Source organism: Pseudofrankia inefficax (genome assembly GCF_000166135.1).
GTDB classification, from domain to species: domain Bacteria; phylum Actinomycetota; class Actinomycetes; order Frankiales; family Frankiaceae; genus Pseudofrankia; species Pseudofrankia inefficax.
On record NC_014666.1, the window covers coordinates 8,454,467 to 8,479,215 of the forward strand.

Annotated in this window: 15 protein-coding genes and 1 tRNA gene; 5 read left to right on the plus strand and 11 right to left on the minus strand. The window is 69.5% G+C overall.

Annotated elements, in window-relative coordinates; genetic code table 11:
- Nucleotides 1-47: 47 nt before the first annotated feature.
- The 3 genes from FRAEUI1C_RS34350 to FRAEUI1C_RS34360 all read right to left on the minus strand — a co-directional run bounded on the left by FRAEUI1C_RS34350 (nucleotide 48) and on the right by FRAEUI1C_RS34360 (nucleotide 3,681).
- Nucleotides 48-1,049 (minus strand): DUF3618 domain-containing protein, encoded by a 1,002-nt coding sequence (locus FRAEUI1C_RS34350; protein ID WP_013428002.1) that lies wholly within the window; start codon nucleotides 1,047-1,049, stop codon nucleotides 48-50.
- The gene (locus tag FRAEUI1C_RS42120) at nucleotides 1,025-2,074 is read right to left on the minus strand and encodes a phage holin family protein (RefSeq protein ID WP_013428003.1); all 1,050 of its coding nucleotides are present in this window, start codon (nucleotides 2,072-2,074) and stop codon (nucleotides 1,025-1,027) included. The genes FRAEUI1C_RS34350 and FRAEUI1C_RS42120 overlap by 25 nt, the downstream gene beginning before the upstream one ends.
- A gap of 65 nt (nucleotides 2,075-2,139) precedes the next feature.
- A complete protein-coding gene (locus tag FRAEUI1C_RS34360) occupies nucleotides 2,140-3,681 on the minus strand; it encodes a DUF4407 domain-containing protein (RefSeq protein ID WP_013428004.1) in 1,542 nt (513 codons plus the stop codon).
- Between the two features lie 168 nt (nucleotides 3,682-3,849).
- Here FRAEUI1C_RS34360 and FRAEUI1C_RS34365 point away from each other — a divergent pair, with 168 nt between their 5' ends.
- A complete protein-coding gene (locus tag FRAEUI1C_RS34365; RefSeq protein WP_013428005.1) occupies nucleotides 3,850-4,284 on the plus strand; it encodes an SRPBCC family protein in 435 nt (144 codons plus the stop codon).
- A gap of 21 nt (nucleotides 4,285-4,305) precedes the next feature.
- Here the strand turns inward: FRAEUI1C_RS34365 and FRAEUI1C_RS34370 are convergent, their stop codons facing one another.
- Complete coding sequence (locus tag FRAEUI1C_RS34370; protein ID WP_041262164.1) at nucleotides 4,306-5,076, minus strand: peptidoglycan-binding protein; 771 nt, start codon at nucleotides 5,074-5,076, stop codon at nucleotides 4,306-4,308.
- Nucleotides 5,077-5,257: 181 nt separating this feature from the next.
- Nucleotides 5,258-6,268, minus strand: a complete 1,011-nt coding sequence (locus tag FRAEUI1C_RS36995) for an acyltransferase family protein (protein ID WP_157735177.1) — start codon at nucleotides 6,266-6,268, stop codon at nucleotides 5,258-5,260.
- 219 nt (nucleotides 6,269-6,487) lie between these two features.
- On the opposite strand from FRAEUI1C_RS36995, the gene FRAEUI1C_RS34380 reads away from it, so the two are divergent.
- Both FRAEUI1C_RS34380 and FRAEUI1C_RS34385 read left to right on the plus strand, forming a co-directional pair.
- Nucleotides 6,488-6,560: transfer RNA gene (locus FRAEUI1C_RS34380), tRNA-Lys, on the plus strand.
- Nucleotides 6,561-7,366: 806 nt separating this feature from the next.
- Complete coding sequence (locus FRAEUI1C_RS34385; protein WP_013428008.1) at nucleotides 7,367-7,603, plus strand: hypothetical protein; 237 nt, start codon at nucleotides 7,367-7,369, stop codon at nucleotides 7,601-7,603.
- Nucleotides 7,604-7,706: 103 nt separating this feature from the next.
- On the opposite strand, the gene FRAEUI1C_RS34390 is transcribed toward FRAEUI1C_RS34385, so the two are convergent.
- From FRAEUI1C_RS34390 to FRAEUI1C_RS34415, 6 genes are all read right to left on the minus strand, one after another.
- The gene (locus tag FRAEUI1C_RS34390) at nucleotides 7,707-9,209 is read right to left on the minus strand and encodes a site-specific integrase (protein WP_013428009.1); all 1,503 of its coding nucleotides are present in this window, start codon (nucleotides 9,207-9,209) and stop codon (nucleotides 7,707-7,709) included.
- A gap of 74 nt (nucleotides 9,210-9,283) precedes the next feature.
- On the minus strand, nucleotides 9,284-10,279 hold the full coding sequence (locus FRAEUI1C_RS37000; RefSeq protein ID WP_013428010.1) for a DUF2637 domain-containing protein: 996 nt from the start codon (nucleotides 10,277-10,279) through the stop codon (nucleotides 9,284-9,286).
- Nucleotides 10,280-10,680: 401 nt separating this feature from the next.
- Nucleotides 10,681-11,583 (minus strand): hypothetical protein, encoded by a 903-nt coding sequence (locus tag FRAEUI1C_RS34400; RefSeq protein ID WP_013428011.1) that lies wholly within the window; start codon nucleotides 11,581-11,583, stop codon nucleotides 10,681-10,683.
- A gap of 247 nt (nucleotides 11,584-11,830) precedes the next feature.
- Nucleotides 11,831-12,589 carry a GntR family transcriptional regulator gene (locus tag FRAEUI1C_RS34405; RefSeq protein WP_013428012.1) on the minus strand — a complete coding sequence of 253 codons (759 nt, stop codon included), beginning with the start codon at nucleotides 12,587-12,589 and terminating at the stop codon, nucleotides 11,831-11,833.
- A gap of 828 nt (nucleotides 12,590-13,417) precedes the next feature.
- A complete protein-coding gene (locus FRAEUI1C_RS34410) occupies nucleotides 13,418-15,985 on the minus strand; it encodes a S8 family peptidase (protein WP_013428013.1) in 2,568 nt (855 codons plus the stop codon).
- Nucleotides 15,978-16,946: an AAA family ATPase gene (locus FRAEUI1C_RS34415; protein ID WP_013428014.1), complete on the minus strand. Its 969-nt coding sequence runs from the start codon at nucleotides 16,944-16,946 to the stop codon at nucleotides 15,978-15,980. The genes FRAEUI1C_RS34410 and FRAEUI1C_RS34415 overlap by 8 nt, the downstream gene beginning before the upstream one ends.
- 1,284 nt (nucleotides 16,947-18,230) lie before the next feature.
- On the opposite strand from FRAEUI1C_RS34415, the gene ybiA reads away from it, so the two are divergent.
- Nucleotides 18,231-18,824 carry a riboflavin biosynthesis intermediates N-glycosidase gene (gene ybiA, locus FRAEUI1C_RS34425; RefSeq protein WP_013428015.1) on the plus strand — a complete coding sequence of 198 codons (594 nt, stop codon included), beginning with the start codon at nucleotides 18,231-18,233 and terminating at the stop codon, nucleotides 18,822-18,824.
- Between the two features lie 473 nt (nucleotides 18,825-19,297).
- Nucleotides 19,298-24,037 carry a MobF family relaxase gene (gene mobF / locus FRAEUI1C_RS41770; RefSeq protein WP_013428016.1) on the plus strand — a complete coding sequence of 1,580 codons (4,740 nt, stop codon included), beginning with the start codon at nucleotides 19,298-19,300 and terminating at the stop codon, nucleotides 24,035-24,037.
- Nucleotides 24,038-24,749 lie beyond the last annotated feature (712 nt).

Genomic DNA, 24,749 nt, shown 5'->3' on the forward strand with positions numbered 1-24,749 from the left:
GTCGCCTGGTCGAATCGTGGCCGTCCGCCTGAGGACGTGATCTCGTCTCAGGACGCTGTCTCGGAATGCTCCTTCTTCGCGGCCGTCGCCTTCTTCGAGGCCGGCTTCCTCTTCAGGGCCGCCCGCGCCGCCGCCGACGTCAGCCCGGACATCGCGCCGGCCCGCGAGCCGCCGTCCGCCTCACTGTCGGCCGGACCGGACGACGCGTACGGCCGCTTCCGGTTCGCCGCCTCCAGCAGGTCCTTCTCGCGGCGGCCCGGGTGACGCACCGTCCGGGCGCCGAGCGCACCGATCACGATCGAGGCTCCCGCGAGGCCGAGGTCACGCTTGCGCCCGCGTCCGCTTCGGTCGCCGGGCCGCGGCCCGCCGGCCTGCTGTGACCCGCCGGCCGCGACGCTCGACCGCTGCTGGTCAGTTCGCTGCTCGTCCGATCGCTGCTCGTCGGCCTGCCGGTGGCCATGGCCGTGATGTCCGCGGGGGAACGATGACAGGTGCTTGCGCACCCGGGCGTACGTCACGTGGTCGTCGGCCCGGTAGGTGGATGGATCATGCGACGGGACCCCGGCCTCGGCCTGGCGTCTCGGTGGCCGGAAGTCGGCCGAGCCGGGTCCCGAAGCGGGGTCGTACGAGGAGTCGACTCGCCGCACGTCGGCCGGATAGGGGGCGGGCGGCTGGTCCTCATGCTGCCGGTGTCGGCGCAACCGGCCGCCGCGCTCCCGGCGCTGCGCCTCGCCACGCCGCTCGGCCGCGGCCTGGCTTACGCCGACGTCGAGTGCTTGGCCGGTACCGGTCTGCCCCTCGCCGAGATGGCCGCAGGTGCTGGAATGCTCGTGATGGCTGCTGGAGCGCAGGGCCAGACGCTGCTTCATGCCCGCCGCGCCGGAGCCGACCTTCGCCCGCATCGAGGTCGCCGCGTCCCGCGCACCATTCGCCTTTCGACTGGCGACCCGGCCCGGGCTGTACCGCGCGGTCAGCTCGTCGATCTCGGCAGTGATCCGGTCGCGGGTCTCCTCGATTTCTGACCTTATTTCCTCAGGCCGTGCGCCCACTGCATGTCCTCCTTCAGCGTCTCGACGGTCTGTTCCGGCTTGGCATGCGCCTTTTTCACGTTCGCCCGGCCCATAAGCGCGAAGACCGCGGCCGCCGCGATGAGGAGCGCAGCGACGATCAGTGCGGCCCAACCGAGCGCCATTACCTCCGCAAGGCCGAACATAGCCGCGAGCAGCAGGAAGAGAACCGCGAAAATGCCCGCACCGGCGGCGCCACCGAACATTCCGGCGCCCTTGCCGGCCCGGACCGCCGACTGGCGGACCTCCGCCTTGGCGAGGTCGATCTCCTGGCGCACCAGCATCGACATGTCACTCGCGACCTCGGACACCAGCGCCCCGGCGCCTCGGCGGCCCTTCCGGCCGCCAGCCCCCTGCCGGTCGAGGGTGCCTGGACCAGCGGTGGCCGTCCGGTCGGCGGTCATCGTGCCCGAGGCGGCTGTCGGCGCGGTGGAGCGAGCGTGGGCCGGCGGCGCCGCGGCCGCGCGGACGCTGGCGGGGGTCTCACCGGCCCGCGTGATGATCGGTTCGTCGGACCAGTTGCCACCGGTGGAGCCCGTCGCCACGGACGGCCGGACCGAGCGCGAGGTTTCCGGGAAGGTCTCGACGGAGCCGACACCACGGGAATCCCGGCCGCCGGGTGCCTCGTGGCGGTCGTCCCGGAAGGTGTCATGCCCGGACCTCGTCGAGCGGGAAGAGCCTTCCGGATAGACGTCCAGGCCGTCGTCGAACTGGCCGTCCGGGTGCGCCGCTGTCGCGACGGTCCGCTTGCCGACGGACGACGGCTCGTCGTCATGAAGTCCATGGCGGTTCGTGGCTCCCGCGAAATGGCGCCGTTTCGCGGCGCCCATCGCGGCGACGTCCGACCGGTTCTCCCCGGCATTTCCGACATCGCCGGAGGCGGGACGCGCCGACGTCTTGTCGGTTACCGCCGTCGTCGTGCCGTCGAGACGATCGTCCGGGAACGTGCGCTCCGCGCCGTCTGGAGGCATTCTGCCGGTCGTCGTCGACCGTTGCGACCTCGTCATGTTGCCTCCCTGTCTGGTGTGGCCTCAGGAGACGACCGCGAGGTCGATGCCCGGCATGCCGGTGATTAACCCGGGGTATGCGAGCCAGTACCATCTGTGGCCGCACCGCGGGGCGGTGGCGTGGCCAGCGGCGCGGGCAGCCGGTAGGCCCGGCGCAGGTCGGCGGCCTGCCGGTCGTTGCCGAGCCGGCGCTCGTCGCGCCGCAGCGCGGCGGCCCCCTCGTCCTCGTCCAGCGAGGCGGCCAGCCTCAGCTCCTCGCGGGCGACGGCGTACTCCTCGTACCGCGCGGCCATGCGCTCGGCGACCTCACCGGCCTTGCCTCGCCGGGCCCGCGCATTGCGGTCGAGCTGGAAGGCGTCGACCTCCTCGTTGGTCTCACCCTCCCAGAGCGCGCCGCGCTCCAGCCGGGCATACGCGGTGCGGTCGAGGTTGCGCTTGAACAGCAGCGGCGCCAGATCGATACCGAGAATCAGCAGGCTGATCAGTATTCGCCACACCTTGACGGAGTTGTCCGCCGCGGTGAGCCGCCAGAATCCCTTCTCGCGCATCAGGAGGTCGTTGGCGTTCCCGATCGAGCGCCATTCCGTGTCGGCGTACTGCGCGCGGCGCTGGTCCCTGGTAACCCGGAACGAGTCCAGCCGGTTCTGCGCGGCGTCACGCGCGGCGCGCAGGCCCGGGATCTGCGCGGCCGCGGCCCGCAGTTCGCCGAGCTTGACCTGGTAGATCGGCCCGCGGCCGCCCAGGCAGCCGTCGCCGCCGGTCAGCTGGCAGTCGACCTCGCCGGTCTTCGCGGTCACCAGGTTCTCGGCGGAGGCCAGCTGGGCCCGCTGGTCGTCGAGGGCGGCGACCAGCCCCGCCTCGGTGGTTCGCTGGCCGGCGTCCCAGGACGACATCACGCCCGCGAGTTCCTGCTGGCGCAGCTCGGCGACCCGCGGCTCGATCGAGGCGTCGAAGAAGCGCAGCAGCAGCGACTCACCGACCAGGATCGCGCCGACGATCGCGATCAGGATCCGGATGACGCCGGTCGGCAGCAGCCGGCGCGGTCGAATGCGCTCCTTGTCGCCCTTCCCAGCGAGCCGCAGCGGCCGGATCGTCAGCAGCACCGATCGATCGATGAAGAAGATGAAGGCCGCGTAGAACAACCCATACGGCAGTGCGGCCAGCGTCGAGGTGCCGAAGCCGAACGCCGCGACCGACGCCCCCGCGTAGGCGGCGAGGCTCGCGGTCAACAGCATCAGCGCGCCCGCGCTGGCGTATCTCGACCGGTCCCGTTCGGTGACCGCCCGATGGTCGGCCCCGGTGCAGCCGATCAGCAGGTTCACCGCGGTCCGGCGGGCGCCGACCCCCGACCGCCGAGGGCGCCGGCGTGGCACCCGGCGCCGGGTCCTGCCCGGTTCGGCCGTGTCGACGCCGCGGTCATACCCGGCGGGGGTGTCTTCGTAATCGGCGGTGTCGTCGCAGTCGGCGGTGTAGTCGTAGTCGGCCTGGTCGTGACCGGCGTCGGCGTACTCGGCCTGGGCGTAGTCGGCCTGGTCGGGTGGTTCGGGGCCGTAGCCTGGATCTTCCTCGGCGTCGCTGTCGATCAGCCGCTCGCCGCCGGAGTCCATGCCGGCACCATAGCCGTCTCAATCACTATCCGCATTCGCTCAATCACGTTGCGGCGGCGGGGCGAGCCGTCGACCACCGCCGTCCGCGCGCTCTGCGTGGCCGCTGACTAACGTCTGCCAAGAGCCGGAGGAACCGATCAAAGGCCCGACGAACAGAGGACGGGACCAATGGGGCAGATCAACGTAGTGACCCAGCGATCGCTGCCAGCGCCACCCGACCGGGTGCTCGACCTGGCCGCCGACTACGCCGGAACCCGGGCGCAGCTGTGGCCGGAGAACATCACCGACTACCAGGTGCTCGCCGGCGGCAAGGGTCCCGGCACCCGGATCAGCTACCGGCTGCACGCGACGAAGAAGCGCATCCGCGACGTCGCGGCGGAGGTGTCGGCGCCCGACGCCCAGTCCCTCGTCGAGGCCGACCAGAACTCGACGCTGCGGACGGTCTGGCGGGTGCGGCCCGAAGGCGACGGCAGCCACGTCACGGTGATGACGACCTGGACCGGCGCGGGCGGCGTCGGCGGCTTCTTCGAGCGCATCTTCGCCCCGATTGGCGTCCGCAAGCTCTGGACCGCCGTGCTCGACAACCTCAGCGCCCGCCTCTGACGCCAGCCGCGGTCGCCCGCTCTACCAGGTGCGGGCTAGCACGTTGGTGACGTAGCCGGTCATACGGTCGAGCTTGGGCTGGTCGTCGGCGCTGCCGGGGACGAGCTTGCCCTGTGCCCACTGCAGCGCCCACGTCGGCACGTTGTGCGCGGCGATCACGTAGATCCAGTTCTTGCCCCAGTCGGTCGCGTCGATCCGAGTGCGCATCATGTGCGCGGTCGAGTCGAGCGCCCAGAAGGGGTCGAGGGCGTTGTCCTTGGTGATGTCGGGCAACGTGGTGTTCCACTGGCATAGCCCGAAGTCGGAGTTCGTGTAGTACCCGATCGCGCCCGGGTCCCAGTTGCTCTCGATCGTCGTGATGCCGCGCAGGAGGCCACGTGGAACGGTGTACTTGAGAGCGTAACGGTCGGCGATCGGCATGAACAGCGCGTAGGACGTCTCCTTGTGCACCAGCCCGAGCGGGCTGCGCTCGTTCGCCGGGATGTACATGTCCCGGTTGATGGTGGGCTGTTTCTGCTGCTGGAAGGCGATCAGCGCGCTGCGGGTCGTCTGGGAGAAGACGCCGTCGGTCGGGATGGGCTTGCTCGTGGCCTGGTGCCAGTTCAACGCCCGTTGGATCGCCTTGACGCCGCCCTTCACCGCCGCGATGTCATCGGCCGCACTGCCGTCCGGAGCCCGCTGCCCCGCGCCAACGCCGTAGTAAGGGCCGAATCCGGTGCCGTCTGCGCTGATCGTGCCGCCGCGACCGTCCGAGGGCCAGCCGCCCCGCCCTTCCCGCACGGGTGTGGTCACGTCGCCCCATTTCGCCCCGGCCACCCCCGCCGGCGACCACTTGGGCAACGTTAAGGGCGTCCTCGGACCTCCGCGTCCAAATCAGCCAAATCGGCCTGCCGCTGACCAGGGATGGCGGCGGCCAGGGGACGAACCCCTGGCCGCCGCCGACGATGCGGTTCCGCGGCTCAACCGGCTGAAGCTACCGGCGGTCCTGCTTGTTGCCACCAATGCCGTGCTTGGCCAGCGTGCGGCCGATCGCGTTCTCGAAGTGCCCGATCTTCTCGCTGAACCCCTCATGCCCGGCCTCATGCCGACCGCGCTGGGTCTCCGTCGTGCTCGACCGCACGCTCTCGGTCTCGCTCGGGTAGACGGTGGTCGTCGTCTCCCCACGCCGGGCGGCACTCTCGTCCCGAACGCCCTGCTCCGACGCCTGGACGTCCCGCCGGCTCCGGCTGTCGACCGGCAGCGCGGTCGGGCCGCCTGCACGGTCCGCGTGGGCGGTATCGGTCGGGTATGGCGCATGGTCCCGGGAGTCGCGGTCCTGGAGGTCGCGGTCCCGGGAGTCGCGCTCGGCGCGGTCCATGCGGTCATCCCGGCCGGAGTTGTGCCGCGCCGGCTCCCGTTCCCGGTCGCCACGACCGCGGCCATGTCCGACGCCGCCGAACAGCCCACCGCCGTGGCGCGCCAGCTGCTTGCTGCGCGCATGCATCGTGGCGTGCTCGACGTCCCGCAGGCTTCGCACACTGAGCCGGCCGTGCGCTATCGAGGCTACGGAGAGGATCACCGCCCCGAGCCCGTAGAAGAACAGCAGCCAGGTCCAGGTGACCCGGGCGGTCCCACCCATCGGGATACCCAGGTCTCCCAGGTGCAGCGGCCCGGCCACGGTCGGGCCGATGATGAACCAGGCCCCCGCCGCCATGGCCAGCCATGCGCCGAGCATCGTCGCGCCACGGTTGGCACTGAACGTCAGCATGAGCCCACCGACGAAGCAGGCGATGCCAGGCAGTACCTCGAGCCAGAACCGGGCGGCCGTCCACGACCACGTCTGGCTACCGCCGAACCCGAAGTGGAACGCGGGTCCGATGAACGGGATGAGCGCACCCCAGGCGCCCAGCACCATCAACAGCAGGCCGGCCATCGCGCCGCGGCTGCGAGGTATCCGCCAGGTCCCTCTGGCTAGGTTGTATCCGGTATCTCCGGTCGCGGTCATGGGTCGCTCCCTCCGCATCAGTTCACCCCCGTCGGTGCCCCCGACGCCGTGTACTAACCGGATCCGCCCCACGCGGGTGACCCACCGGGCACAGATCGTGGTGTCAACCCCGCCCCGGCCGGGCACGACCCGGCTCCCGGTCTTGATCGGCATCGCGCCAAGTCCAGGCACACGGTGAAGCCACCGGCAGGCCGGCGTGCCCGGGTACGATCAGCCAGCGGGCCGTTAGCTCAATTGGCAGAGCAGCCGGCTTTTAACCGGCGAGTTCAGGGTTCGAGTCCCTGACGGCCCACCCGCCTTCTGGTCCGTGACCTGCGTGTTCCTTCATCATCTTCTCGTGTTGGGGCTCTAAAATAGACCTCAAGATCGTTGTGGTCGGTATGTGGTCGGTGGAGCGCCCACGTGGTGGGCCGCCGCGCCGCCCTCTCGCCTGCCCCGGCCTGCCCGCCGCGACGTAGCAGGCGGGGAGCGCAGGGCGGCGACGATATACGGAGAGCGACGACCCGACCGTCCGAACGACGTGGCTGGCACTTTGATCACCGCGCCCGGGGCGGCGCTATTCCCGGGTGTGGAACCACAGGCCGGAACCATCGTCGACCACTCGATGCCCCCGGTCACGTACGCAGCGAGAGCGGCAGCCGCTGAGCGGATAGCCCGTTGGTGTGGGCGTCCCCACGTCATCCAATGCGAGTCGATACGAGTTGGTACGAGCTTGTACGAGTACGGATGACCTCACATGACCTCAGATGTCAGGTGCGCCGCCTGCACATCCCTGCGATTCCCTGGACAACCATGCACAACGATGCACAAGAAATCGGTCTAGGTAGACCTAGATAAGTCCAGGTAGGCCGCCTGCCACCCGCTCTGACCTGCTGTTTTGAGCGCGGCGGCTTCGGCAGGCTTTGCCTCGCTAGATAGATACTTGTGCGTACTAGAACGCATGGATTAGCACGGCTAGCACCCGTGTTGCCGGAGTTGCCGGGATCGTGTAGACCGGACTCCGTGCGGGAGATCTCCCGGACGCAACGTGAATGGCCGCTGGCGGACGCTTTGGTAGAGGGACCGCCAGCGGCACCCGTCCCTATGGAGGACATCTAGGTGTCTACCTCACCTGACGTGCCTGGACCACCCCCGAACAGGCTCATGCTCGGGGTCGTCGGCCTCGCGATCCTCGTCGGTGTCGCGGTGTGCGTCCGCGCGGGCTGGCTCCGGGAACTGATCCCGCCGCTGATCGTCGCCGCGATCATCTGGCTTGTGGCGGTAGTCGTCCGGCGCCTCGACTTTGGCGATCGGCGCGGCAAAGAGGACGACACCGAGCCGGACGCCACGCACTAACGGCGAGCCGCCGACAGCGGGCCGCCGCGCGCCTGGACGGGCGCGACGGCCCGCCCGATGAGCACAGGGCGGGCGCACAGTGCGTAGGCAACCACCGAGACGATCACCGGTTTCTATCGTCGGAGGAGCGCCTCACGTTGCGCGGCACCGCGGCGGCCACCTTCTCGGCCGCGGCCTGCCCGGCCGGTCGCAGCAGGTGGGCGTACAGGGTGCCGGTGATAGACGGAGAGCTATGACCGAGCCGCTTGGACACGAGCGTCAGGTCGACCCCTTCGGCGAGCTGGATGCTCGCGCTCGAATGGCGCAGATCGTGTAGCCGTCGGCGGGACAGCAGATCGCGGCCGAGCTCGTCGCCCGTCTGCAGGGGGAACGACAGCGGGCGGTCGAGGGTGAGCACTGCCCCGGCGCCGCGACGGCGGGCGCAGGCGGTGACGGTCACCTTGCCGACGGGTTCGCGACCCCGGTAGATCGTCCACGTTCCTTCTGGCGCGATGTACCGCTTGCCGACGATCACGACGGTGTCACCCGGTTCGGCGGCGCGCGTCAGCCGGCAGAGCAGTCCCACTCGCTTTGCGATGTGCCACATGTGCGAGGTGATGTACTCGGGGTGCAGGTAGCGGCCGTCCGTCCGGGTGAAGATCAGCCCGTCGAGCTTCACTGACCGTCCATGCTGATCGGGCAGGGTGCCGTTGTCCCATGCCGTTCCGAGCGACTCCCGCTCCGCGTCCTGGGCCAGCCGATGCGCCGCCAACGACCCGAGCGTGTAGACGTCCAGGTCGACTTTTCGCCTGCCGGACCTCGTCTTCGGCGGCCACACACCGATCTTGCCGCCGGAGTCGGTGATCTGCTGCCGGATGGTGAGCACCCCGGTCTCGCCGTCCAGGCCGTCCCAGGTCCCGCCGCAGGCCTCGCCCCGACGCAGCCCGTGCAGGGCGATCAGTTCAAACAGCGCGGACAAACGGTCACCCGCGGCCTCGTCGAGGAACCGTCCGATCTCCTTGGCTTCCCACGGCTCAACCTCGGCCCGGTCGTTCTCCGGTAGCTCGACGCCGTTGCAGGGGTTGAAGGAGATCAGCCGGTTGTCGACCGCGTCGTTCAGCGCGGCCCGCAGGGTGCCGAAGATCTCCGCGATCGTCTTGGGCCCGATCTTCCGGCGCCGAGTCGCGTTGCTGTCCTCGAGCCGCCTGATCAGAGCGTCAATGTGGGCCTTGCGCAGGCCGGACAGGGGCACGGTCCCGATCAGCGGCTTGAGGTGCAAGCGGATGTTGGTCTCGTAGCCGCGCCGCGTGGTTGGTCGCAGCCGCCGCTTGCCCGCGAGCCATTCGTCCAGGTACTGGCTGACGGTGAGCGTTCCGACGTGCTGCTGGCCGGCCCGCACGATCGCCAGTTTGTCTTCGGCGTCCTTCTCGGCCGAGTCCTTGGTCGCGAAGCCGGAGCCGCGGAGACCGGTCCTGCCGACCAGCAGTACCAGCTCGTCGGGCACATCGATGCGCCACGACCATTTTCCGTGCGGCTTCTTCCCCTTCAGCTTCGGGCAGCGCCTGCTCAGCTGCTTGCCCGTCTGTGGGTCCCGGCAGCCGCATCGCCTTTCCGTCCGAATTTCCACGTGAACACTCCCGCCAGCTCCAAGCGAGGGGACAAGTCACCGTCAGAGACGGGGTGAAGGGGTGCGCCGACCGCTCAGGCGGCGGTGGGTTGGGTGGTGACTTGGCGACGCCATTCGGCCAGGTAGCGGCGGGCGGTGCCGGTGTGGAGGTTGAGGGTGGGTGCGAGGTCGCGGGCGAGGGCGTAGTCGGTGCGAGGGTCGTCCTGGGCGATGTCGCGCAGCAGGACGGCGGCGAGTTGGGCTCGTTTGCTCCCTCGGCGCGAGGTGCGCAGGACTCGGGCGAGGACGGCTCGCGGGATCGGCTCCGGCGCCTCGCCCCATCCGCTCTCGTCGTCCGGCCAGGGCGTCTCGCACTCAGGCCGCCAGTGGGCGCTTTTGGAGGCGGGCGAGGCAGACGTCGAGCGGGGTTGGCCCGGGACGGTCGGATCACCGGTGGCTTCGGCCGCTGCGGTTGGCCGCGCTTCCCAGCGCCCGGGAAGATCGTTCTGGCCGTCGGAGCCGTGCGTTCCGGTGTTTCTGGAGTGCCTGGCGCGAGTGGGGCCGGTCAACTGGACGCGTGCAGGCGCGGGGTATCGGGTGTCGTCCGGGCCGGGGCTGCGGGGGCTGCCGGCGATTTCTGGTCGCGGGCGGCCTTTGCGGATCTGACTCATGAGCAGTTCGTAAGACCCGATCAACGCAGCTGAAGGCCAAGCGGCAATCACCCTGGCCGCGAGATCAGGCTGGGCGTGCATGACGTTCGCGGCGATGCTCGCGGCGGAGGCGAGGGTGAGTAGGGCATAGGGCAGTGGGGAACGGCGGCGGCCGGCGCGGCTGTCGGCGAGCAGGGTGAGGCTGGCCGCGACGATCAGTCCGTCGACGGAGATCGGCACGATGGCCGCGGTGGTGTGGTCTTCGCCGTGTTCACGGGCGACCCCGGCCATGTGGCGGTAGGACACGATGCCGGCGATGATCGCGACGATGACGACGGCGGCAACGGTCGCCAGGCGGATCCACAGCTCCCCGCTCCCCCAGCGCGACCCGCGCCGCCGGCCTACGGCCGGAGCGACGACTTCATCGCGCGGGCACGCCATGGGCGCAGCGCGGCCACCGGACGTCGCGGCCGGTTCTGCCTTGCCTGCCAGACGGGCCGCAAGGCCAGCGGCGGCGCGCGCGTCATCTCCGGGCCGGCCGGCGTGGTGCCGGACGACGTTCGGCGTACCTGGGTCGGCGGGTTCGGCGGTGTGCGTGGGAGAGGTCACGGCGGCCTACCAACCTTGTAGGGGTTCTACTTCCGCAGTGCGAATCTGGGTGCCGGTTCCGGAAGCCAGCGGCGGAACCTGGGCCGAACGTCCCGACAGGTCACCGCGGATGTCACCGTCGATGTCACCGCCGACGACATCGCGCCGGGTCGGGGCTGTCCTTGCCGGGATCACCTGCAAGGACATCGCGCGTCCAGGCAGATCGTCCGCGGCCGGTGGGGCTGGTGGCCGGATCAGGCCGCGCGGACGCGCCGTAGAAGACTGCTGACGGCGTGGGCGCATTCAGTCGTCTGGGTCGACAACCAGGCGAGGACCCGCTCGTCCTCCGGGCCGAGCGGCACGCCGGCCAACACGGTGTGAAGCTCTGCGACGAGGTCCTCAGCGGTGAAGCCGACGAACTCCCGGCCAAGCGTCCCGGTCGCCTTCACTTGACCGAACCGCTCCTGGCCCGTCGGAAGCCCCGCGATATGGATCGGTACGAAGACCAGCGTCGTTTCGACGTCTCCGTAGGACTCAAGGAACCGCGCCTCGGCCGGCAGCTGACGCAGCACGGCGATCACACCGGCGACGTCATCGTCGGGCTGAACCCACACCTCGAACTGACCCCGCGCCGTCAGCTTCGCCCGCCCCACCTCGACCGGCCGGGCCTCGCCGCCACGCCGCCGAAGCGTGGTATCTGGCCGGGGGCAGGAGGCCCGTCCGGGGACGGCGACCGCGTCGAGGGTGTGGATCTCGGTCACCACGCTGGTGAATCGCTCCTCCCACGCCGCCCAGCCCTCTCGACTCGTCGGCAAGTGCGACAGGTCCGGCACAAGCAGCACCGCGTCCGGCTGTCGGCCGATCTCCTCGACGGCGAGAACCAGCCCCGGCCTGAACGGCTCGTCGTCTAGGGTCTGCCGGTCAACGAACACCTCGACAAGATCCAGACCCGCATACCGGGCCTCGACATCCAGACGATGGTGCAGGCCGTTGATCTGGTCCTCATCGCCCGCGACGCAGACGTACCCAACTGCCGGCCGGGGCCTGGACTGCGGGTCGGCTGGCAGGTCGGGTGCCGTCCCAGACTCGACCCGGTCGCTGGGATAGTCCGCCGGGTCGTGCATACCGGAGTCTCGGCCTGGCGGGCGCTCGGTCATCGCGTCACCTAGACCGGAGACGGGATCACGAGGCAAAGGGTTCTCAGCGGCAGTACCGATCCCGTCGACCAATCCCCGACGAGGTTCACGGGCAGCTGATCATGCGTAACAACATCCGCGTAGATCATCATGGCCGTCACAAGACCTCCCATCGCGCCGACGGGCGGGCTCCCGTTCCGCGCACGGGAGCAAGATTAAGAGCTAGCCGGCTAGCCGTCAATTTCGGCTAGCCGATCCACTCTGGAGATCAGAACCGCCACGCCTGCCGTAGCCGGGCGCCGTCTGAGACCATCCGCTCCACAAGGACGACCGTCGCCGCCTCGTCCCGCGCGACCCGAAACGCCTCTGTGACCGGCGCGCCGACATCAGTGCCAAGTGCGGCGGCCTCGTCTTCGGTTGCGGCACGAGCGAACACCGTGTCGAGCCCGCCGCGGGCGATGACAAAGCCGGCCCGCGCCATCAGTTCCATGGCGCTCGACGGCAGCCGTTCTGCCACCAAGAGTTCCGGCACTGCGGCCACCACGGCATCCGGGTAGTACGACGTGCAGACCTGCGCGACCTCGTCGTCAACCAGCAAGAGCCGCTGCCGCCACGCCACCAGAGCGTCAGCGTCAAGCCCGAAAGCATCCGCGACGTCCACTGGTGCAGCGGCATGTCCGGCGCCAGTCACCCGCTGCGTCCCAACCCTCCCGGACTCTTCGACGATCTCCCGCCAGGTCCGGCGGCTACCGTCCTGCCCAGGAAGGGTCATCTCGGTCATGAGATGGACGACCGGGCGCACCTCGCGCACGAACGTTCCCAAGTCTGGCCGACCCTCGACCAGACCCCACGACTTCAACAGCCGTACCGCCGCCTGCGCCGTCGGGTTGGAGATCCCCCGGTCCCGCCGCAACGCCGGCAGGCTCGGGATCGGGTCGCCAGCGCGCAGAACACCCTGCGCGATCTGCTCTCGGATCTCCCACGCGATCGCCTGATACGTATGCCGACCACCACCACGATCAGTCATGCTGCCCTCCACCGATCGGCTAGCCGCTTAGCCAGCTAGCCTAGCGTTCCCGGCGAAGGACGCGCCCAACCCGACCAAGCGTCAGCATGCGGTCCACTCGACCAGGGCGGTCGGAAGCAGTCCGATCAACTGACCGCCTGCTGGCCCCGTCCCGCCCTCGCAGCTGCCGGACGCACCGGCCATCTCAGCGGCAGCCTCGCTCGCTGGCAGCCGCCAGACCAGTCCGGAGGCGGAGGTGGAACGCCCGCCAGGACGGCCGCGGAGTGCCGCTGTGTACTTCGCCCTTCGTCGACAACTGCGCCATGATCGCGACCGCGTCGGTCCCGAAACCTCCAGAGTCCGGGACAGGGCATCGCGTCGACCATCGCCGGGGACATCGCAATGGCGAGATCGCGGGCGGTGACGAGGTCGCCGCGCTGGGCATCCTCCGGCGCGAATCTTGCGCTCGTGGCCGGTAGCGCCTTGACGCGTCTACATAGCGGTTTTCAAGTCGGAAAACCGCTGATCAGCGGGGGTGTCATGCTATGCCGAGGGGTGCCGCTGGGTGCCACGAAGTCCATACGCTCCAGCATGATCGCATTCGGGGCCAACCGTCGAGTGGCGGCCAGTCCCGCGTCGTACCGGCGCTTCCACACCCACCTCACGCCCACAATGATCTCGCGCAGGGGGCGCAAAACTCGCTGTCGAGGCGTCTGCGACGGCAGCCTTAGAGGCGGACGCCTCGACGAAGGCCGGAGCCACCGGGCCTCTACTCGTCGCTCGGTTCGCCCACCCGAGTTCACAGAACCTTCAGATCCGTAGCCTGATCATGGCAATGGCGGCCGGAGGCTATGCCGAATGGACGGGGGTCGGCACCTGGAGTTCGGTGGCAATAGGAGTGTAGAGATCGACACCCTGTTCTTGGGTCTTGAGTGAGACGATGAGCGAATAGCGGATGGGTAGATCGAGACGATCTTTGCGACGATTCCGCTTCCACCAGCCGCCCACCGGATAGACGCCGACTACGCCGCAGGCCGCGAGGTCTTGTCCCGAACCCTCCCATATGTCTTGGTGGAGCGAACCAAGGTTGCGCTGGTTGGGACCGATCATCCAGCGATGGTCCCACCCTGAGAATCGTGAGGTGCGAGACGAGTCTTCGTCGTTCTCAGCCTCACGGTTGAGGCGTGCAATGAACTCGCCTTCCGTGAGGTCCGTCGGGGCCTTCAGGTCGAACCGGAGCAGGTGGGACGGGTACGCGTAGCGCTGGCGCCATCCACGTCGTGACGCGGAAGGTTCGACAAAGTAGGAGAGAGTGACTTTCAAAGTGACATCGCCTGCGCCGATAGCCTCCAGCACTTCTGTCGGCCATGGGAGCGTGTGGAGTCTGAACCTGCGCATTTTATAGTCGGGTCCCTCGAAGGGAACGAAGGTGTCCTGGGTGATGAGTGTGACCGATTGGCGCGAGGAACGCAGGACCGCATCCTCGGTGGGCACGCCCCATCCGTACCGTCGGAGCAGATCGAGTTTGGGTTCCTTCTTTGGGCCGGTGGCGTCGAAATCGGCACGCATCGCCGGCGTCCATTCGGCTGCGTGTACGAGAAGCCCGCGAACCGTCTCGGGCCAATATTCTGGGTAGTGCGCGATTGTGAGCGCGGCGATTCTCGAGGCTTGCGCCGTGGCTGCGCTGGTAGCGTTGGCGGACGTCAACGCGAGATCGTTGTGGAGCCCCGTGGAGCGCAGCGACAGCAGCGGGTGACGGTCATGAAAACCAGTCGCCCCGTCAGTGAGGACGTTGCCCCCCTCAAAACAGATATCCGGCTTGATGGGCCACTTGCGCTTGCCAAACAGCAGAGAGGTCCGACTGTGGGGCGAGAGTTCGCCCTTGCCCGCCAGGGGCGTCCAGCCGGCAAGGTCGGGATCGGTCGGCGTGTCTACGAGGTCGGTGTGAGCGCCAACGGTCAGAACGTTCCATGCCTGGGCGGGGTCTTCTACGGCGGATGTCTCGGACTCGGTGCGGTGATCGGCGGTGTAGGTGTCGACGTTCCCGGCGGCAACGATGATGAGTCGGCTCGCCTCCGGATCGGGTGTTGTCAGGAGTTGCAGTTCATCGCCGTCGCGGACGATGTCGGTTCCGACAGCGAGTGCGTCGACTGTCGATGACCACAAGGTCGGTGCACCGGGTCGGTCCGGGTCTGCTGAGATCGGCATGCAGAACACGCGCCGGCGCTGTGTCGCGGTCTCTATCTGAGCGACGGCATCGACGGTGACCGTGCCGTAGTCGCGGGGATCAGTGTCGGGTTCACCGGGATCGGGGAGTACACGCACGGACTCAAGCCGATGATGTAGTTGCACGGCGCCTGTCCCGCTAAGCAGGTCGTCGAGCGGTCCGTACAGCGCCAGACCGGCCATCGCCGTACCGTGTCCTCGGGTGTCGAAGCCCGAGGTCCCGATGACCGTGTGCAGGTCGGTGGGGTCGAGGGAGGCAGCCAGGAGTCTGTGGGAGCGCGCCACGCCGGTATCGAGATGACACACCGCCGGAGCTTCCGCAGGGGCGGCGCTGACACGATCGGCCAGGTCGTCGACGTACTCGTCCTGTTCATCTGGGAGGAGGTCTTCGATCGTGTCGATGAACTCGGGCTTGCGGATCTCCGCGATCGGGACACTGGTGAAAGGCAGCACCTCCAACTGCTGCCACGTCGCATTAATCCAGAAGACCACGCGATCGTTGAGGGCCAGCGAACGATCCAAGAGGCGCAAGTTTAGCGCGGTCGCGAACCCGCGAAGGCTGTCGGTGCTCTGCCGCGCGGCATCCAGCCACAGCTCCCACCAGTGTGTTCCGTTCTTAGGTGGCTCGCCTTCGGACTGCCAGAGGTCATCAAGAATGGCCTGACGGATGCGGGAGATGTTGGCCACGAGGGCACGATTCTTTGGATTCCCCTCCGGGGTCTCCCACTGGTACTCAGCCGCTCTGGTGATCTTCTTGTTCAGGTAGTCCTCGAAAATCTTCAAGAACTGTGCTCGGTACGCATCGGCGACCCACACCACGGCCCGTTCGGGCAGACTACTGGTGGCCGGCTGCACCGACAGCAGCAGCCACTGGGGCAACCTCGGCTTCGTCGCGCTTCCCCGGGCGAATTTCTCCAGCGACTCAATCTTAAGCGGGTAGGCAGCATCGTCTCCCTCCAGGGTGATGACGCTCCCCAGGGATCGCAGCTCGTCAGCGCTCAGACTGACACCCGCGCGCGCCGTTTCGGCCTCAGAGAACGCGTCCTGCAGTTGGCCCCTCAGCGCGAGCCCATGGGCGCGATACTCGACAGGTCTAACCTTTGGGTTGCCGTTACCGCCGCGGGAGAAGTCCTCACTATGGACGCGATCGAGGACCTGCAGATGGGTGAGGTGGCGAAGCTCGTCAGCCACCGCTCGCCGTTCGACGAGAATCCAACGCGGACACGAGATCCTCGCCGCCGATCGTGGTGTCGCCGCGCATCAAAACAGCCTTGGCGGCCGCCTCTGCTGCTTTAACCAAGTCGGCATGACTAAGACCTTCGGTTCGTGCATCGACAATGTCCCAGCGCATGCCCTTCATCAACGGGCCGAGCCGCCCTTTGATGACCGCACGCGCCTGCGTCGTGTCGGGTAGATCGTAGGTGAGAACCATGTCAAAACGACGGAACAAGGCCTTGTCGAGAATTGCCCGATGATTGGTGGCAGCGATCACGATACTCTCGGGGCTGGCTTGTTCCAGAAACACCAGGAAAGAGTTCAGAATGCGTCGCGCTTCTCCGACATCATTTCCGGATCGGTCGGCTCCGAGGGCGTCAAACTCGTCGAATAGATAGATGCCGCGCCGTTGCGCCACGGCATCGAACACCAAACGCAACTTTCCCGCCGTCTCACCCATGTACTTGCTCAGCAAGCTGTCGAGTCGCACGGTAAACATCGGCAACGACAACTCGCGTGCCAATACCGCCGCCGTCATGGTTTTGCCGGTACCCGGAGGTCCTTCCAGGAGAAGACGATGGGTCGGATCGAATCCGTGGTCAAGAAGCCTCTTGCGCTGGCGCTGCTCAGCGATAACTTGTATGAGCCGCTCCATCAACTCGCTCGGCCCCACCAAATTCCGCAAGGTGACCTCGGGATGACTGACCTCGACAAGGTTTGCCAGGTCACCGCGCGGCTGGGCGAGCTTGGTGACGTTGCTACGCGGCGTCGCGCTTCGGGACGCATCGACCGCCTTCTTGATGTCGTCAGCCAACACATGGTGGCCTTGACGTGCCTCCCGAGCGGCGATCTGCAAAGCCACCGAGTAGAATGCTGAGTCGTCGCCGGAGGCATGGCTGCGAACCATGGCGGTGATGTGTTCACCGAGCCCAGCCATCATCCCTCCTCACAGCATCGCCCCCAGATCAAGGTAGAACCGCTCGCATCACCTTACGGGCGGCCCCCGCTCCGACCCTGATCGACCCGACCCCTGCGAAGCAGCGAGTCCCCCGACCATTGGACCTCGCGACCGACCAGAGTGTCTCAGGATCGTCCAGCGCCACGCCACTCACACGAACGCGCAGCGGCTGGCGATCAGCCGGCGCGGACCCTCTTGGGCGAGGCGCCGATGTTCGTGGCGTGTACGAGCCGAAAGTGGCAGGCCCTGATCCCGTGCCGTCAGACGCTCCTCGCGCAACGCGCGACGCACGGCGAGCTTCTCCTAGGCACTGACGATCGGCAGCTTGATGTGGCGAACAGGCTGTGGCCGGCGAGCTTGCGCGCCCAACACCAGCACACGGCCATCCCGCGGCACCGCCAGCGGGAACCGCCGGTCTGCCCCATGCCCGCGCAGACGACCCCGACGGCGACGTGACGACGCCGAGCAAGGCCAGCGAGACGCCCCAGCGAGATCCGGCGCAAGCGGACGCGGCGGACGAGGACGTTGCTCGGCAGTGACCGCTGGCAACCACACTGGACGGCCTCCAGGCTTCCGTCGGTCGAAGTCATAGTCATCGCGCGGTGTGATCGCGTTGATGCGGTACCTGGGAGGTGCCAACTGGGGGTGTCGCGGCGGCCATCGACCGAAAACATATGGACCCACGCAGGACGGCAGTGCGCTAAATGCCCGACCCTGGCTTGATCCACGCACGCGACGCACGACGAGCACGGCCCGGCAGGGCCGCGCTCAGCCGTCGCGCGCGCAGCCCCGTCTGCGCAGTCTTGATCTCGTATCGAAGAATTCGGTAGACCACGGGCATTGCGGCGGCCCTCGCGCCGGACACGGCACCGTTCATTCGTACCGTTTCGGCCTGGGCCAGCAAGGTCTGTCGAGCTGAACAGTTCGGGCCTGGGCGCTTGTGGCGGAGCCACAAGCGCCATCTGTGCCGGAGCAGATGGGCTTGGCTCGTGATCTTGGATGCGAAAGTTTGGTTCCGGGATGACGTCCTGTCGCCACGTGACGCGAGGCCGTCGTCGAGCCGTGGGGACCTCGGTCGTGCCGAACTGGAGATGACGGTCTCGCAACATCTCAAGATCTTCAACATGGCGGTCGATCGTCTTCTGCTCTGGTGACGCTGGGCTCGGGTTGGCGGCCGCCGATAGGGACCGCCGGCACGGAGGCTCTGCGGTGGTCGTGAAAAGCGGGTGAGGCCGGGCGTGGTGTCGTGGAAGGATCGCGCTCGTGATCGGTGAGCCGCGCGAGCCGGCACTGGTGAGATCGCTCGGGCACCCGCGGTCCGTGGAGGATCTGGTCCAGGCGGAACTGGCCGGCGAGGCCCTGTCGTTCCGGTTCTTCTGGGGCCATCGACCGCCGGCCGGTGGCGGGGTCGGGGCGAGCTGTCTGAGCCAGTGGTACCCCTCGCCGTTCACCGCCGAGGGGCAGCGATACGCCACCGCGGAGCACTTCATGATGGCGGGCAAGGCCCGACTGTTCGGCGACGACAAGACCGTGGATGCCATTCTCGGCGCCCCGGACCCGGGCCGCGTGAAGGCGCTCGGGCGCCGCGTGGCTGGTTTCGACGAGGCGACCTGGGAACGGCACCGCTACGACATCGTCGTGGCAGGCAACCTCGCGAAGTTCGGACAGCACGACCGGCTCCGCGGCTTCCTGCTCGCGACCGGCGACGACGTACTCGTCGAGGCCAGCCCACTGGACACGGTCTGGGGCATCGGCATCGCAGCTGGCGATCCACGGGCCGAGCATCCGATCGACTGGCCAGGGCTGAATCTTCTCGGCTTCGCGCTCATGGATGTCCGCGCGGCACTGCGGTCCTAACGGCACACGACCGAAGCCAGACGGCACGCCAACGTCACGCCGGCGTCACAGGTCGATCGACCAGACGGTGGCGGCGCGCCGGGCCGGTCGTGATCTTGCCGTCGGGAGATGACCGTCACGCTCGGCGGGCGGACTGCGGTCCGTCGGGGGCGTCCAGCTGGTCTGAGTTTCCCTGCCGGTCGACCGGCAGGGTCCCTGCTGTTAGCTGCGCGGATGTCGTTCGCGATGACAGTCACTGTGACCTCGTGGTGACGGTCGTGGTGACCGGGTTCGGCGCGGTGACCTTGCGGTGATGTGCGTGGTGTCGTTCGCGGTGAGGTCGGTCTTCAGGGTCAGTGGTGGTCCGCGGTCTCCGGTGGTGCCGGGGCCGTCGTCGCCACTGATCGGAGCGTCCTCATGTCGTCGTGTCGCGCTCACTGCTCTTCCGGTCGTCGTCCGTCTCGTCGTCAGCCCGCCCAGACCGGTGGTGCTGGGTGATCGCGACTGCGCGGATCTTGCGGCTACGGCCCGCGTCGCCCGGGGATCTTCGGCGGGCGGTGCGGGCGGTCGTCGCCTACGTCGAGGGCGGCCAGCCTGGGACGGCGGCTGGGCTGGCGGGCTACTACGACCGGGCGTCCGGCCGGGCCCGGGGTCAGCTCGCGGAGCTGGTCGGGCTGCGCGGGGAGGTCTCGTCCGAGGCGCTGAGCCGGCTATTGGAGGGCCGGCACGCGGTGTCAGGGCGGCCCTTGCTAGCCGCGGCCGGCTCGGCGGCGCGGGCGCACTCCGCCCGGGACGCGTGCGCGACCAGGGCGACGAGCGGCGCTGGGCCGTATGAGGCGGGCGAGCTGTTGACGTTGACGCAGGCGTCGGCGCTGGCCGGGGTGAGCGCGACCTACCTGCGTTCCCTCGTCGCGAAGACGGCGCGCGCCCACGCCGGGCAGGCCGCGGACGACGTCTCGGACTCGCCCGCACGCGCCGAGGATGGCAATCCGACCAGGGAACCGCCAGCAGGCCAGAACGGTCACGCCGCTGTCGGTGGGCTGGTGGGGGTCAAGGGCGTGGATGGGCGTTGGCGAGTTCGCCGGGACGAGGTGGAGCGGTGGGTCGCGGCGCGGGTGGCGTCGGCGGCGGTGCTGGGTTTCGACGTGGTCTGCGCGGCGCCGAAGTCGGTCAGTCTGCTGTGGGCGTTCGGGGACGAGGTGCTGCGGGCGGATGTGGCGGCCGCGCTGGACGCGGCGGTCGACGCGACGATCGGCTACCTGGAGCGGCATGCCGCGTTCGGGAAGATCGGCGGGCACAACCGGCCGTCGCGGGGCCTGGCGGTGGCGTCGTATCTGCACGACGTCTCGCGCAGCGTCGAGGCACACCTGCACGTCCACAACATCGTGATCAACGCCGTGGTCGTGGCCGCCGGCGACGACGAGCCAGGCGCGTCGGGCTGGGAGTGGCGGGCGGTGGACGGTGAGGTGTTGCTGTCCCATGTTCGGACGGCGGGTTTCGTCGGCGCGGCGGTGCTGCGCCGCGAGCTCGCCGTGCGCCGCGGCCTGGAGTGGGGGCCGGTCCGTAACGGAGTGGCGGAGCTGGCGGCTTTCCCCGCCGATCTTTTGGCGGCGTTCTCGACCCGCCACAGGGAGGTGGCGGAGGAGTTCGCGCAGATCGTCGCTGCTGGCCTCGAGCCGTCGGGGGCGACGATGACCGCCGCGCAGCGCGGCTCTCGGGCGCCGAAGACCGTGCTGGCCGACGAGACGGTCCGCCGGCTGCAGGTCGAGCGGCTGGAAGAAGCCGGCTGGACCGTCGGCCAGGTCCGCCAGCTTGCCGCCGGCGGCGAGCACCGGCCGCCAGCGATCGGCGACGACGACGTCGCCGAGCTGTTCACGCTACTGGCGGGGCCGAAGGGGTTGACGGAGAAGGCGACGACGTTCGGCCGCCGCGAGATCGTCCGCCAGATCGCCGCGTGGGGCGGGGATCGACTCGATGCTGAGGCGATCGACCGGCTCGCCGACCGGTTCCCCGCCGACTCCCGCGTCGTGCACCTGCAGGCTGCGGCCCCCGGTCAGCGGCGCCGCGCCCAACCGGAGCCGCTCTACACCGTCGAAGACATGCTCGACACCGAGCAGCGGCTCCGCGCGGTGGTCCGCGAAGGTCGGGTCGTCGCCGGCGCGGCGCCCCGCGTCCTGGCAAGCCCTCGGGTGGTTGACGCGTTCTTGGCCGCCGCCGACGGCTTTGCCGGCTCGACCCGGCCGGCGGCGGCGGGCCGGCGCGGCGCGTTCGGCGCGCACACCATCGGCGCGAACGGCGCGGGGAGCGCCGACGTGGTGCTGTCCGCGGAGCAGGCGGAGCTGGTGCGCCGGCTGCTCGCCGACCAGGACCTGGTCCGCGTCGCCGTCGGCGCCGCCGGAACCGGCAAAACCGAAGCGATGCGCGTCCTGACCGCGATCGTCCGCGCCGAAGGCCACCCGGTGTTCGCGACCGCACACGGTGGCCGCCAAGCCGAACAGCTGGCTGACCGGATCGGTGTTCCGGCGCGGGTAGTCGCGAGCTGGCTGACCCTCCTGGACGCCATCGATGCCGACCCCGCCCGTCAGCTCGCCGATGTCTGGCCGGCGGGTTCGGTGCTGATCGTGGATGAGGCGACCCAGGTAGGGACCCGCGACGCCGAGCGCCTCCTCGACTACGCGGCCCGGACCGGGACGGTGGTGATCCTGCTCGGTGACCCGGCGCAGCTTGGGTCGGTCGCGGCCGGCGGCTGGTTCCTCCACCTCATCGAGACGACCCCCGACGTCCCGACCCTGACGACGGTGCACCGCCAGGCCGGCGCAGACATGGCGCCGATCCGCGCCGCGCTCGACGCGCTGCGCGCCGAAACCGGCACCCCGATCGCCGCCCTCGACCGGCTCGCCACCGCCGGGAAGATCCACCTCGTCGACGACCCCGACACGCTGTTCACCCAGGCCGTCACCGACTGGTACGCCGAACGCCGCCGCCACCTCGGCACCACCGCACCACAGACCCAGACTGCCGATGGCAGCTCAGGCCCGGACGGCGCCCGTCCACCGCCAGCCCGGCCACCGAAGCCGATCAAGACGCACCTGATGGCCGAACGCCACCGCGATGTCGAAGCACTCAACCGCGCCGCCCGCACACTGCTGACCGCCGACGGCACCCTCACCGGCCCGGCCCTCACGGTCGCAGGCCGAGACTTCCAGGTCGGCGACGAGGTCGTGACCCTCACCCAGGCCGGCCACACCCTCATCCCCGCCGGCCGGCCCGGCTCGGCATACATCCGTACCGGCACCATCGGCGTCATCACCGACCTCCACCTCGACGCCGACAACCCTCCGGCCCAGACAGTGACGGTCTACTTCCCGTCCAAAGGCACCGTCGTCGTGCCGTGGACCTACCTGACCCACCAGTTCGACGACGGCCGCGACGGCGGCCTCGCCCACGCCTACGCCCTCACCGCGGCCAAAGCGCAGGGCTCGATGATGGACACCGCCCGCGCGCTCGTCACCGACGACACCTCACGGGCCGGCCTCTACGTCATGCTGTCGCGGGCCCGCACAGACCTAGCCGCCTACCTCATCCGCCGTGACGATCTCGCCGCCCGTGACGACGACGAGAACTGGCTTCCAGCGACCGCGGGGCCGCTTGACGCGATCAGCCGGCTCGCCGGCCACCTCGAACGCTCCGAACCCGAACACACCGCCGCCGCCCGCGACCCGATCGCCACCGCCGCCCACCAACTCCGTGCCACCCACACCCTCGCCGAACTCACCGCCCTACGCCTCTCCCGCCGAATCCCGCAGCCGCGCCCCGGCCCGCGCCGGCCGGCGGCGCCCGCGCCGACGACAGCGCGCCGTGCCGGGTCCGGTTCGGCGCGCACTCCTGGCTCGTCGCGCCAGACCGCGCCGAACGCGCCGTTCGAGCCGAGCCACACCGCGCCGTCCGCGCCGTTCGAGCCGAGCCGGGCCACGCCGGTCGAGCCGCAGCCGCGAGCCACCCCGAGCCGCTCGGCGCGCTCCGCGCCGAACAAGCCAGCCGACACCGAGACCGGCACGGCCGGGCCAAAGGCGGGACCGGCCGCGACCGCCGGCCACCCATACCGCGGCGGCTCGGCGCGCAGCCGGCCGCCGTGGCAGGTGGTGCTCCGCCGCGCCGAACTCGCCGCCGAAGCCGCCATCCGCACCGCCGCCCTCGCCGACCCGCCGGACGGACTCGTCGACCGGATCGGCACCCGGCCTGCAGCCGGGCCGCAGCGCGCTATCTGGGACGCCGCAGTCGGCGGACTCGCCGTCTACCACGCTCGCCACACCCCCGCCGCCCCCACCTGGACAGCCGGCCCACCACCCGGCGCCACCCCCCACGACCGGGCACACGACCCCTGGCTCCAGCTCCACGACCAAGCCGTCCACCTCGCGGAAGCCTGGGCCGCAGCCTTTTCCGACCCCGTCCGGGCAGGGTTCATCGGCCCCGGCCAGACCGTGCCCCGCCAGCGGGCCATCGCCGGTCTACACGCCCTCCTCGACACCGGCCACCCACCGTCTGAACTCGCCGCCGCCCTCCGCCAAGGGCCGATCCACGACGTCCAGACCGCGGCAGCGCTCCTCGACCACCGCGTCGCCGACCTGTGCCACCAGAGCGGGACCGACCCGACGCTCTACGACCTACCGGCCCCCACCACCGCACAGCACGAATGGAACAGCACCTTCGACCTGCTCACCCGCGCCGAAACCACCCACCTCGCCACCCGCCCCACCCACGAACTCGCCACCCAACACCGCACCCTCACCAAAGCACTCACCCGCACCACCGACCAGGCCGTCGCCGGCTTGGCTATGGCGGCCGATAGCAGCACGGCCCAACGATTGCGCCAAGGGGAAAAGACGGAGTTGGAAAACAGGCTGCGCCGCGTCGAGGCCGCGCTTGACCGCCAAGTCACCGACGCCCTCCTCCACGCGCAGTCCGAACCCGCCGGCTACCTGACGGCGCTACTCGGCCCCCGGCCGCACGACAGCGGCGCCGACGCGATGGGCTGGGATCAGGCGGCCGGACGCGTCGAGCACTACCGCCACCACGCCCTCGGCCTGCCCTACGGCACCCCCGCCCAGCCGGACACGGCCGACCCCACCCGCCACGCACTGGACGACCGCCCTACCAACCCCGCCGACGCAGCCCACTACGACCAGGCCCACGACATCGCGGACCTCCACGGCGGGCAACTGACCCTGGATTAGCGCCAAGGCACCCCCTCCCGGAATCCCGGTGATCAGACTGCGGGGTGGTCGCACCATCCCCGCCAGGGGGCGCGGGAACAACACATCGATGCTGTGCGCCTCCGCGCCGACGGTGGCGCCGCGCTCTCCGTCCCGCCCGTCGGCGACGGCCGACTACGTGCTGGCAGGCGCCAGCGACTTGGCTCAACCGTGTTTGCCCGGTCCGGCCAGTAGAAGCGCGTCCCGAACGGCGTCGCCGGACAGCGCATCCTCGCCGTCGTGTTCACTGCGTATCGTCCAGCGCGGTGGAGGCGAGCACGCCTTGGATGATGATCGGGATCGGCCAGCCAGACGGATCTCCGAGCACCACAGCATTCGGCCGGGTCCCGGACTACACCGTCTGCCTGTCGTCGCGGGCAGACTGGCGGACACCGCCGTGGGTGTCGCTCGACGTGTGTAGCGATCGGCGGCCGGCTGGGCCACCTCGGCCCCGCCTGCCTCCGGACTGAGCCGGCTGGGACGGGTGGTCCGCTTAGCCGCGGGCTGGTCACCGGGGGCCGGCTGGCCAATGGGGCCTCCCGTGTGCCTGGTCTTCGACGGGCGCGCCCTGGAGTGACGCCGCAGCGCGGCGAGAATGCCGCCGGTGTGCACGCGGTAGGCCCCGCTGCGGCGGTGGTCGGTCACCGGGAACTGTCCGGTGCCGGCACGGCGGCAGACGCGGGTCCGGCCGAGG